General features: G+C 69.4%; 11 protein-coding genes. 6 read left to right on the top strand and 5 right to left on the bottom strand.

The genetic code is table 11. The features are described from left to right. Positions 1-134 precede the first annotated feature (134 nt). Together AC2D80_RS02465 and AC2D80_RS02460 are read left to right on the top strand one after the other, a co-directional pair. A complete protein-coding gene (locus AC2D80_RS02465) occupies positions 135-536 on the top strand; it encodes a DUF4148 domain-containing protein (protein ID WP_484631393.1) in 402 nt (133 codons plus the stop codon). Between the two features lie 57 nt (positions 537-593). Further along, the gene (locus tag AC2D80_RS02460; RefSeq protein ID WP_484631392.1) at positions 594-1,385 is read left to right on the top strand and encodes an alpha/beta fold hydrolase; all 792 of its coding nucleotides are present in this window, start codon (positions 594-596) and stop codon (positions 1,383-1,385) included. Here the strand turns inward: AC2D80_RS02460 and AC2D80_RS02455 are convergent. The 3 genes from AC2D80_RS02455 to AC2D80_RS02445 all read right to left on the bottom strand — a co-directional run bounded on the left by AC2D80_RS02455 (position 1,348) and on the right by AC2D80_RS02445 (position 5,190). Next, positions 1,348-2,319: a LysR family transcriptional regulator gene (locus AC2D80_RS02455; protein WP_484631391.1), complete on the bottom strand. Its 972-nt coding sequence runs from the start codon at positions 2,317-2,319 to the stop codon at positions 1,348-1,350. The genes AC2D80_RS02460 and AC2D80_RS02455 overlap by 38 nt on opposite strands. A 57-nt stretch (positions 2,320-2,376) precedes the next feature. Further along, positions 2,377-4,758: a heavy metal translocating P-type ATPase gene (locus tag AC2D80_RS02450; protein WP_484631390.1), complete on the bottom strand. Its 2,382-nt coding sequence runs from the start codon at positions 4,756-4,758 to the stop codon at positions 2,377-2,379. 69 nt (positions 4,759-4,827) lie between these two features. Continuing rightward, positions 4,828-5,190: a DUF2917 domain-containing protein gene (locus tag AC2D80_RS02445; protein WP_484631389.1), complete on the bottom strand. Its 363-nt coding sequence runs from the start codon at positions 5,188-5,190 to the stop codon at positions 4,828-4,830. Between the two features lie 147 nt (positions 5,191-5,337). On the opposite strand from AC2D80_RS02445, the gene AC2D80_RS02440 reads away from it, so the two are divergent. After that, positions 5,338-5,532: a heavy-metal-associated domain-containing protein gene (locus AC2D80_RS02440; protein ID WP_484631388.1), complete on the top strand. Its 195-nt coding sequence runs from the start codon at positions 5,338-5,340 to the stop codon at positions 5,530-5,532. An 89-nt stretch (positions 5,533-5,621) separates the two neighbouring features. Further along, complete coding sequence (locus AC2D80_RS02435; RefSeq protein WP_484631387.1) at positions 5,622-6,161, top strand: MerR family transcriptional regulator; 540 nt, start codon at positions 5,622-5,624, stop codon at positions 6,159-6,161. A 125-nt stretch (positions 6,162-6,286) separates the two neighbouring features. Here the strand turns inward: AC2D80_RS02435 and AC2D80_RS02430 are convergent, their stop codons facing one another. Together AC2D80_RS02430 and AC2D80_RS02425 are read right to left on the bottom strand one after the other, a co-directional pair. After that, positions 6,287-7,192 (bottom strand): bile acid:sodium symporter family protein, encoded by a 906-nt coding sequence (locus AC2D80_RS02430; protein ID WP_484631386.1) that lies wholly within the window; start codon positions 7,190-7,192, stop codon positions 6,287-6,289. Positions 7,193-7,203: 11 nt separating this feature from the next. Beyond that, the gene (locus tag AC2D80_RS02425) at positions 7,204-8,952 is read right to left on the bottom strand and encodes an AMP-binding protein (RefSeq protein WP_484631385.1); all 1,749 of its coding nucleotides are present in this window, start codon (positions 8,950-8,952) and stop codon (positions 7,204-7,206) included. A 264-nt stretch (positions 8,953-9,216) separates the two neighbouring features. On the opposite strand from AC2D80_RS02425, the gene AC2D80_RS02420 reads away from it, so the two are divergent. Then, positions 9,217-9,819, top strand: a complete 603-nt coding sequence (locus AC2D80_RS02420) for a LuxR C-terminal-related transcriptional regulator (RefSeq protein WP_484631384.1) — start codon at positions 9,217-9,219, stop codon at positions 9,817-9,819. Positions 9,820-9,825: 6 nt separating this feature from the next. After that, the gene (locus tag AC2D80_RS02415; protein WP_484631383.1) at positions 9,826-11,613 is read left to right on the top strand and encodes a sensor histidine kinase; all 1,788 of its coding nucleotides are present in this window, start codon (positions 9,826-9,828) and stop codon (positions 11,611-11,613) included. Position 11,614: the final 1 nt, after the last annotated feature.

Genomic DNA, 11,614 nt, shown 5'->3' with positions numbered 1-11,614 from the left:
CCTGGCATCCGATCTGGCCTCGCCAGCGCCCACGGAACTCGCAGCGGGTCCGTCCAGGATCTCCACGGGGCTGGGCTTGCCACGGCGGACAGATCGGTCTTCAAGCCCTGTTCCTCCTTTGTTGAAAGACCTTCATGAAACGCATCGCACACATGGCCTTCACCGTCGCCATCACCACCCTCGCCGTCACCGCAGCCGCCGCTGGCCGCGGACAGCTGGACCCGATCCGGGCCCCCGAAGAGCCGTCAACCCGCACCCGCGCCGAGGTGCAGGCGGAAGCGGCGGAGGCGCTGAAGAACGGCCGCTATGTCCGGGGCCAATACGTCCCCCACGAGGCACCGGCCGGCGCCCCCATGACCCGCGCCCAGGTGATCGCCGAAATGCTCGAACACCGCCGCCTGGGGCTGACCCCGCGCGGCAACCATTACCCCCTGCCGACACCCGCCCAGGCCGAGCAGATCCGCCAGGCCGGCCTGCGGGCACTCCAGAATGACGGCACGGCCCAGTCGGCTCCGGCGCCGGTACACCAACACTGATCCCTGGCCGGCCGGCGCGGCACCGGCCCCTGAAAACCCTCCAAGGAAGGAGCGCGCATGACGCAACTGGTGTTCATCCATTCCACCGGCCTCGGGCCATTCATGTGGAAACCCTTTCTTGGGCGGATCGAGGGCGCGGTGGAATGGACGCCCGCCAACCGCGGCTACGCCCCGGGCGAGCGGATCGAGCGGCCCCAGCCCTCGCGGCTGCAGGACGACGTTGATCACCTGCTTCAGCAGATTCCGTCGGAGGAGCCGGTGCATCTGGTCGCTCACTCGTGGGGCGCCACCCTGGCGCTTGACCTTGCCGTCACCGGTCGCCTGCCGGTGGCCTCGCTGTGGCTGTATGAGCCGGTGCTGTTTGGCTCGCTGGCGCGCGACGCCGACCGCCTGGACGACGCCACCCGATCCGAGCTGGATGATGTGCTGCGCGGGTTTCGAGGGGTCTCCGAGGCCGACGGTGGGCATGAGGCCTGGCTCGAATCCTTCGTGGACTACTGGAATGGCCGCGGTGCGTGGCAGGCGATGGGCGAGCGTGCCCGTGACAGCATGCGCGCGGTCGGCTGGAAAATGTTTCAGGAAGTCCGCGGCGTTTTCGAAGACGTCCGGCCTTTCGCAGACTACCGCACGGCGGTGCCGGTCACGCTGGTGGTCGGCGGGCAATCGCCGCGACCGGCACGCGCCATGGTCCAGCGTCTCGCCGAAGAGATGCCCCATGCCGTGCGCGTCGACGTCGGGCCTCTGGGTCACATGGGCGTGCTGCACGCTGCGCCACTGGTGGTCCCCACGCTGATCGACCACATGGACCGGCTCAGGTCACACCCGGTTCGCGAACCAGCCGCTCCCTGATCCACTGGGCAGCCGGGCCGAGCGCATGGTCTGGCCGGTGGGCCAGGTACATCGGCAGGCGGTCCCCCCCGACGGGGTGGGCTGCCAGCACCAGCGCCTTGAGCGTGCCGTTGCGGATATCGTCCGCGACCAGGTGGGCGGGCATGTTGCCAAACCCCAGCCCCTGACGGATCAGCGCGTGCTTGGCGCCGAGGTCCGCCACGCGCCACGTCAACGGGCTGTACACCGCAAAGTCGCGTCCGCGCGAGATCGCGCTGCGGTCGGTGAGCACGATCTGGCGATGATCGCGCAAGGCGGTGTCGTCGATGCGCCCCGGGATGCGCGCCAGGGGATGATCCGCCGCTGCCACCGGCACGAGAGACACCTGCCCAATCGCCAGGATCGTCACATCGTCGGGGGGCACGGGCAGGCTGCACAAAATGGCCAGGTCGGCGACGCCTTCGTACAGATGCGACGCCACCGCGCCCAGCGCTTCAATCTGGAGCTGCACCTGCACGCCGGGGAAGCGCGCGTCGAATTCCTCGAGCACCTGGGCCAGCCAGTCGACGGGGACCATCACGTCGACCGTGATGGACAGACTGCTTTCCAGTCCCGCGGCGATGGCCCCCGCCTTCGCCAGCAACCCGTCGGCGCGGGTCAACACCGCGCGCGCATCTTCAATCAGCGACGCGCCCGCGGCTGTCAGCACGGGGCGGTAGCCCGTCCGGTCAAACAACTCGATGCCCAACTGCAGCTCCAGCTGCTGCACCGTGTACGTGACCGCCGATTGCACGCGACCGAGCTTGCGGGCCGCGGCCGAAAAGCTGCCCTCGTTGACCGTGGCCACGAGCACGCGCAACTGGTCCAGGGAAATTCGCTCGATGTTCACAACCGATCCTCCGCGCATCCGTGCGGCTGCGCATCTTAGAACCGTGTCCCGGACGGGCTGACTCAAGGCGGGGCATTCCCACACCCGCACACCCGGCTCCTGCGTCCCGCGTGGGCAGCGCCTTCATCGGCGCCAGCCACGCAGCAGCAACGCGTTGCTCACCACGCTCACGCTGCTCAACGCCATGGCCGCGCCGGCCACCACGGGGTTGAGCAGGCCGGCCGCGGCCAGCGGAATGCCGACGACGTTGTAGGCGAAGGCCCAGAACAGGTTCTGGCGGATCTTGCGGTAGGTGCGGCGCGAGATGTCGATGGCATCGGCCACCAGCGCCGGGTCACCGCGCATGAGCGTGATGCCCGCGGCCTGCATGGCCACGTCGGTGCCGGTAGACATGGCGATACCCACGTCGGCCGAGGCCAGGGCCGGGGCGTCGTTGATGCCATCGCCCACCATGGCCACGGTGCGTCCGCCCTCCTTGAGGCGGTTGACGATGGCGGCCTTGTCGGCCGGCAGCACCTCCGCCTCGACATGATCCACGCCCAGCGGGCCGGCCACCGCCAGCGCGCTGCCCAGGTTGTCGCCAGTCACCATCACCGTGCGCACGCCCAGCGTCTGCAAGCGCTCGACCGCGAAGGCCGCGCTCGGCTTGGACCGATCCCCGAAGGCCAGCATGCCCACCAGCACCGGCTGATCCGTCACGTCGGCCAGCCAGGAAACGGTGCGCCCGTCGTCCTGCAAGGCGTTGGCCTGTGCCTGCAGCGCCGCGGTGTCGACACCCAGCTCCTGCATGTAGCGCGGGCTGCCCAGGCGCAGCGCGCGGCCCTGCACCTCGGCCGCCATGCCGCGACCCGCGACAGCGCTGACCTTGGCGGCTGAGAGGATGGCCACGCCAGCCTCCTGCGCTGCCCCCATGACCGCGCGCGCCAGCGGGTGTTCGCTGCCCGCCTGGATGGCCGCGCTCCACGGCAGCAGCCGCGCGTCGAAGCCGGGAGCAGCCACGGCCGCCACCAGCTGCGGCTTGCCTTCGGTGAGTGTGCCGGTCTTGTCGAAGGCGACGGTGTCGATGCGATGCGCGAGTTCCAGCGCCTCGGCGTCCTTGATCAGGATGCCCTGTCGCGCGGCCACTCCGGTGCCGGCCATGATGGCGGTGGGCGTGGCCAGACCGAGCGCGCACGGGCAGGCAATCACCAGCACCGCCACCGCGTTGAGGATGGCCCGCTCCCAGTCGCCCGTGGCCACGCCCCAACCCAGCAGGGTGAGCGCAGCCAGCACCAGCACCACCGGCACGAACACCGCGCTCACGCGGTCCACGATGCGCTGGATGGGCGCCTTGCGCGCCTGCGCCGACTCGACCATGCGCACGATGCGCGAGAGCGTCGATTCGGCGCCCACCGCGGTGGTGCGCACCACCAGCAGCCCCTCGGCGTTGATCGACCCCCCCGTGACCGGGTCGCCCGTGTGGCGGGCCACCGGCAGGCTTTCGCCGGTGATGAGCGACTCGTCGACCTGGCTCGCGCCTTCGATCACCAGGCCGTCCACCGGCACCCGCTCGCCAGGACGAATCACGACCAGATCGCCCACCTTCACACGGGCCAGCGGCAGGTCGAGGTCGCCGTTGGCGGTGCGCACGCGCGCCACCTCGGGCTTGAGCGCGTTGAGCGCGGCGATCGCAGCCGTGGTCTGGCGCTTGGCGCGCGCCTCAAGCCACTTGCCCAGCAGCACCAGCGTGACGATGACCGCGGAGGCCTCGAAGTACAGGTGCGGTGTGCCGTGCTCGGCGTGCTCGAACAGCAGGTACAGGCTCAGGCCATAGCCCGCGCTGGTGCCCAGGGCGACCAGCAGGTCCATGTTGCCGGCGCCCGCGCGCACCGCGCGCCAGCCGGCGCGGTAGAAGCGCGCGCCCAGCCAGAACTGCACCGGCGTGGCCAGCGCAAGCTGCAGCCAGCCATCGAGCATCCAGTCGCTGCCGAACAGCATGCCCACCATCGGCAGCACCAGCGGCAACGACAGCGCCGCCGCCAGCAGCACCGGCCACAGCGGCTCGCCGTGGCGGGCGGTGGCGGCGCGGGCCGCGCCGTCGTCGAACGGGGTGGCGCGGTAGCCGGCCTTCTCCACCGCGGCGATCAGCGCGCCGGGCAGCACGCCCACCGCCTCGACGCGGGCGCGTTCGGTCGCCAGGTTGACCACCGCGTCCTGCACGCCGGGCACGGCCTGCAGGGCCTTCTCGACCCGGCCCACGCAGGAGGCACAGGTCATGCCCTCGATGGCGAATTCGAGCGTCTCGGCGGGCACGCGGTAGCCGGCCTGGTCGACGGCAGCGATCAGCGCGCTGCCTGGGACGGTGCCGCGGGTGCTTACGCTGGCGCGCTCGGTGGCCAGGTTCACGTCGACCCGGGTCACACCGGGCACGGCCTGGAGGGCCTTTTCGACCCGGCTGACGCAGGAGGCGCAGGTCATGCCCTCGATGGGGAACTCGTGCGCCACGGCGGTGGTGGAAGCGTTCATGGATGGTCTCCGGAAGGTGAAGCGTGGGATGCTTGGCCTTGACACGGGGTCCAGGTCAAGCGGAGGGGGTCAGGCCGTGGCGTCAAGGCGCCGGCGCGCCCAGCCGCTCGCCCAGAGCAGCCAGTGGCGCCAGCCCGGCGCGTCGCGCCAGGGCTCGGCCTGCACCGCACGGCGGCTGAGCAGCTTCAGGCGCGGCGCGTCGAAACCGCTCAGGCACAGCGTGGCGGCGCGCGCCACGGTGTGCAGCTCGCCGCGCGCGAGCAGCAGGTCGCGCGGATCGCCGTCGACGGTGATCCAGACCGTGCCCTGCAAGGCCTGCAGCAAGTCGCCCGGCTGCACCGGCAGCAGCAGGCTGTGGTCGGGGGACAAGTCCCATTCGCTGGCCAGAAAGGGGCCGGGGTCGGCATGGGACAGGAGGCAGACGGTGGACATGGCGTGGCTCCGTGGGGTGGGGGAGCCCCGGATGCTGGTCTCTGACACGGTGTCAGGGTCAACCGCCCGCACGCCACGCCCGGGCTTGCGCTTGCCACCGTGACAAGGCCCAGCCTGCGAGGCCTCTCAACTGCCACGGAGCCTTCCATGCACGAATTCCAACTGCCCGCCATGACCTGCGGTCACTGCGCCTCGACCGTGAGCCGGACGCTCAAGCTCGTCGATCCCGCCTGCGAGGTGCAGGTCGACGTGGCCCGCCGCCAGGTGCGCGTCACCAGCAGCGAGGACCGCCCGGCGCTGGCCGAGGCGCTGACCGAGGCGGGCTACCCGCCCGCGGACTGACCGTCCATCGCGGCGCATCGACGCGGGCTTGACCTTCCCACCGGGTCAAGCCTGAGGCTTGGCCCGGTTGTGTTGTTCCGGAGATTTCCATGCCCACCTTCATGAACATCGGCCAGGCAGCGAGCGCCGCCGGCGTCTCGCCAAAGATGATTCGCCACTACGAGAAGATCGGCCTGCTGCCGCAGGCCGAACGCAACGGGGCGGGCTACCGCCTCTACAGCGAGCGCGACGTGTCGGTGCTGCGCTTCATCAGCCGCTCGCGCCACCTCGGTTTCTCGATCGCACAGATCGCCGAACTGATCGGTCTGTGGAGCGACAACGCGCGCTCCAGCCGCGAGGTCAAGCGGGTGGCCGAGCGCCACCTGAGCGACCTGGAGAGCAAGCGCCGGGAGATTGAACAGATGATGCAGGGCCTGGATGAACTGGTGCAGACCTGCCGCGGCGACGAGCATCCCCATTGCGCCATCCTGGAGACCCTGTCGCAGCAGCCGCTGGACCGTGAGCCGCCGCCGCCCAAACCGCAGTGGCGCCCAAGCGCCCGGGACAGCAGCCCCACCGCACCCGGGAGCAGCCACCTGGACCTGATGGCCTGGATGCGCGCGGTGCGCGTGCACCACGGCGCGCACTGAAGGACGGGCCTGAACCGGCGACCTTTCGGGGGAGGCGCCGGTCCGGTTCGCCCGACGCCACCCCGCGCGACCGGCGGGCCTAGCGGGCGGATCACCCGGTCAACGACCTCCGGGTCAGCACACCGTCACGCGGTCGCGCCGACCTTGGCCGCATCGCGGGCGAGCGCTTCGCGCGTGGCATTCCGGCGATACCACACCGTGATGGCGGAACTCGTCAGCACGATGAACAGGCTGTAGAGCACCGGAATCAGCAGCACCTGCTGCTGCATCTCGCCCTTGAAGGTCAGCGTCACGATCAGCACCGCCAAGGGCCCGTTCTGGATGCCGGTCTCCAGACTGACGGTCCGGGCGCGGTTGCTGTCCTGCTTGAGCAAGCGCGCGAGCCAGTAGCCCAGGAACATGCCGAACAAACCGAGGCCAATCGCGGCGAAGAACACGTACCACGGCGTGGAGAGCAGCAACTGGTAGTTGCGCGGCACCCAGGAACCGATCAGGAAGAGGATCACGAACACCCCCAGCAGCGAGCCGATCAGTTCGATCGTGGCACCCACGTTCGGGTTGGTCTTGCGCAGGATCATCCCCAGGATGGTGGGCACGAGCAGCACGATCAGGACCTGAGCCACATTCGAGGCCGGAATCGCGAAGTCGCCCGTGACGCCGGCCAACCGGCTGTAGAAGGCGATCAGCGCGGGCACCGCGGCCACCGCGACCAGGGTCGACACGCTGGTCATCATGATCGACAGCGCGAGCGCGCCCTTGCTGAAGTAGGCAAAGATGTTGGAAGTGGTGCCGCCGGGCATGCAGGCAATGAGGATCAGGCCCACGGCGAGCGCCGGCGGCAGGCCCAGCAGGGTCGCCAGCAGGTAACCCAGGAAAGGCATGATCCCGTACTGGCACAGCATGCCCACCAGGACGCCCTTGGGCTTCTTGAAGGCGATCAGAAAGTCGCGGAAGGTCAGCGACGCGCCCATGCCGAGCATGATCACCATCATCATCGCGCCCAGGAGCTGGGTTTCGAGTTCGGTCAACACCGTGGGTCTCCTTATTTGTTCTGGAACTCGGCCTTGACTTCGGCCTTGAGGTCTTTGCGCAGGATCTTGCCCACCGGCGACTTGGGCAGCTCATCGCGGAAGACGATGGACTTCGGGATCTTGTAGTCGGTGAGGAGCGTGCGGCAGTGCGCCAGGACGTCGTCCTTGCTCAACGGGCCCGCAAAGTCGGGGTTCTTGACCACATAGGCCCGCACGGCCTCGCCCGACTTGGCATCGGGCACGCCGACCACCGCGGCCTCCAGAATCGCGTCCATCTTGGCCAGCGCGTCCTCGATTTCGTTGGGATAGACGTTGAAGCCGGACACCAGCACCAGGTCCTTCTTGCGATCGACTATCTTGAAGTAGCCCTGCTGGTCCATCACCGCGACGTCACCGGTGTACAGCCAACCGTCCTTCAGGATCGCCGCGGTCTCCTCGGGCCGTTGCCAGTAGCCCTTCATGGTCTGGGGGCCGCGCACGATCAGTTCGCCCGGTTCGCCCTGCGGCACGGCCTGGCCTGCCTCGTCCACGATCCGCACCTCGGTGCCCGGCACCGGCACGCCGATGCTGTCCGGCTTGGCCACCCCGCTCAAGGGGTTGAAGCTGACCACGGGCGAGCATTCGGTGAGGCCAAAGCCCTCGGCGATGCGCGTGCCGGTGATCGCCTGCCAGCGCGCCGCCACCGCCTGATGCAGCGCGGTGCCGCCGGCGATGGCCGCGCGCAGGTGCTTGGGCGGAAACGCGGTGAACCATTCTTCGTTCATCAGACCATTGAAGAGTGTGTTCACCCCGGTGATCCAGGTGATCGGGTAGTTCTCGATCGCGCGCTGCAGGTTTTGCACCGGGCGCGGGCTGGGAATCAGGATGTTGTGCCCACCGATGTCCACGAAGCACAGCAGGTTCGCGGTGAAGGCGAAGATGTGATAGAGCGGCAGCGCGGTGAGCACCACCTCGTGATCGCCCATGTGCGACCGGCCCATCGCCAGCACCTGATCGGCATTGACGAGCAGGTTGGCGTGCGTGAGCATGGCCCCCTTGCTGACGCCGGTGGTGCCACCGGTGTACTGGAGCGCGGCGACCTCCGTCGGGGCGATGCCCTGCCAGTAGGACGCGACTTTCTCCCGCCCCCCGGCCGCGCGCCCGGCCGCCAAGGCCGCGCTCATGCGCTCGATCGGTTGAGGCAGCGTCGGGACCGGGGGCAAGACCTTGCTCCACACCTTCTGCACGCCCCTCACCACCAGATTGGGGATGCTGGGGAACATCTCGGACACGCCCGCCAGCACCACCCGCTCGACCTTGACCTTCGGGATCACCTCGGCCAGCTTGTCCGCAAACATGTCCACGATCACCAACACGCGCGCCCCGGCGTCGTTGAACTGGTGAACCATCTCGCTGGGCGTGTAGAGCGGGTTGGTGTTGACCAGCACGCAGCCGGCCTTGAAGGTGCCAAACGCCACCACCGGGTAGGCCAGACCGTTGGGCAACTGGACCGCCACCCGATCGCCCGGCTGCAGGCCGCAGACCTCGCGCAGGTACAGGGCAAAGGCGTCGGAGCGCTCGTCCAGTTCGCTGTAGCTCAGGGTGCCATTCATGCCGTTGGGCACGACCGCGGTGAACGCCGTCTTCTTGGCGTGGCGCTCGCAGGCGCTGTGCACGAGGTGCGCGAGGTTCCGGTATCTCGGGTTGGGCAGCTGGGGGGCGATGGCGGTGCCGTAGGCGGCCAGCCAGGGTTTTTGGTCGTAAATCGATGCGTCGGCCATGTCGAGGTGTCTCCGCCCGGTCGTCGGGGCGCCCGATTGTTAAGGAACGCCAGCCCCAACCCGGTGGGCGGCCGCAGAAGTCGTGTGGCTATTGCCCCGTATCGCTGAGTTCCTTGCCCGTTTGCGCCGGGGGCGCCCTGCCGCAGGTGTAACAGGGCGACAGGTCCAGACCACCTGCCCTTTCGGGCAATGCCGCAGGCACCCGGCCACATCCGGTATTCCCGACAATCGGGTCAGCACCCACCGCCGAGGGAGTCGCCACGGATGAATTTGCTGCTGATCGATGATCACCCGATGTTTGGTGTCGGGCTGGTCCATGCGCTGACCCACGCGCGACCCGGCATCCAGGCCCGCGCGGTGACAACCCTGGACGCCGCGCTGGAGGTGGCTTGGCGCTGGCCGGAACTGGACGTGGTGCTGATCGACTATCGACTGGCGGGAGACGACGGCCTGGAGGGACTGCGCCGGTTCGGCTCCCGCCACCCGCTGGTCGCCCGGGTGTTGATCTCCGGGCTCGACGACGACGGCTTGCCCGCGAAGGCCAAGGCGGCCGGCGCCGCGGGTTTCCTGGGGAAGTCCCTGCGGGTCGAGGAGGTGCTCAGGGCGCTGGATGAGGTGATGCGCGGCGGGGAGTGGTTTGCGCCAGGTGCGACACCGCCCCGCGCTGACTCGGTTCGCGGGCCCACCACGCGCCAGATGGAGGTGCTCAGTCGCATCGCACGGGGACAGCAGAACAAGCAGATCGCCCACGATCTGGGCATCGCCGAACGGACCGTGAAGCTGCATGTCACCGCGCTGCTCGACAGCCTTGGCGCCCGTAACCGCACACACCTGCTGGTGCGGGCGCGCGAGGCCGGCCTTATCTGACCGCGCATGAAGCCCAACAACGACAGACCTTTGTCGCTTCTGGAACAGGAGCAGCTCGAACATCTCGTGCGGACCACCCCGGTGGCCTGGGCGCTGAGCACGATGGGGGCGCTGGTCTGCTATCTGCAGTTCCGCTCGGAGCCCGGCTCAGGCGCGCTGGACCTGTGGTTCTTCACCTTCTGCACGGTCAGCGCCGCGCGGCTCGCTGCGGCACTGTGGTGGCGGTCGGCGGGTCGGGCGCAGCCACCCTCGGCGGCCCACGCGCGGGCCTGGCTGGCCAGCACGGTGATTCATGCGGTGCAGTGGGGCTGGCTGCCGCTGGTGCTGATGCAGCCCGGGTCTGCGCAGGCCGAGTCGATCCTGCACATCACCCTGGTGGCGGTCGCGATGGGGGGTGCGGTGCGGTTGCCCGGGTTCCCACGGGTGCTGATCGCCCATGTGGTGTTGGTCTTGGGGCCGCTGCTGCTGCGCGACCTCGTGCTGGCCGACGGGTACCTGGCATTGATGGTCGTGATGGTTTTCCTGATCGGCGTCTACACCCTGGTCAGCGGACGCAACCAGGCCCGCTCACTGCGGGAGATCGAAGCCCAGCGACGACGCAACGGCGAGCTCATCGCGGCTTTGCAGCGTGAGAACGCGCGCAGTGAAGCGGCGCTGCGGGTGGTGGAGCAAGCCAGCGCAGCGCGCACCCGATTCTTCGCCGCCGCCAACCACGACCTGCGCCAGCCGCTGCACGCCCTGAGCCTCCTGTCGCAAACCCTGCTGGAGCGCCGCCCCGGGCAAGACATCGAGCCGATCGCCCGGCACATCGGCTCCTGCGTGGACGGCATGACGCAGGTGATCGACGACCTGCTGGAGATCACCCGGCTGGATATCGGGGGATCGCGCCCTCAGTGGTCGGTCTTTGCGCTTGACGAACTGGTCGAGGCGTGCTGCCGCCCGCACTCACCGCTCGCCCGCGCCAAGGGGCTGGCGCTGCACATCCAGGTGCCGGGCACCGCGGTGCAGAGCGACCGCAGCCTGGTGGCCCGCGTGATCGGCAACCTGGTCTCCAACGCCATCCGCTACACGCCCTCGGGCGCGGTGACGGTGCGGGCCGAGGTGCACGAAGACGGGGTGCGGCTGGCGGTGGAAGACACCGGGGTGGGCATCGCTGCGGCCCACCTGCCGCGCATCTTTGACGAGTTCTTTCAGGTCGGCAACGCTGAACGGGACCGCCGCCAGGGTCTCGGCCTCGGGTTGTCCACCGTGAAGCGCCTGAGCGACCTGCTGGGCCTGCGGGTGACTGTGCGCTCGACCCCTGGCCAGGGCAGTTGCTTCACCATCACGCTGCCGCTCGCGCCCGCCACCATGGTCCCGGGTACCGCCCCTGGCAGCTCGCCGATCGCGGAGGTGCCGATCCCGAGGCGGCGTGTGCTGGTCGTGGAAGACGACGCGGACGCCCGCACCGCCCTGGCGGGCCTGCTGCGGTCGTGGGACTGCGAAACCGAGACCGCCGCCGACACGGACGGCGGCCTGCGCTGCGTGAACGAGGGCTTCCGACCGGACGTGTTGGTGGTGGATCTGCGTCTGCCCGGCGGCGCCAGTGGCATCGACGCGGTGCGACAGCTGCGCAGCGCGGTGGGCGAGGCTCTGCCGGCCCTGATCGTGACCGGGGACGCCGGCAGCGAGCATGTCGACCGCGCCCGGGAGGCCGGTCTGCCGACCCTCGTCAAGCCGGTGCGCCCGCTGCGATTGCGGGCCTTTCTTACCCAGGCCTTCGCGCAAACGGCCGACGCTCCGGCGCCGCCCTGAA

The sequence above is a fragment of the Hydrogenophaga sp. T66 genome (assembly GCF_057219855.1).
The sequence above is the reverse complement of the archived record's forward strand: the minus strand, read 5'-3'. Positions and strand labels throughout refer to the sequence as shown.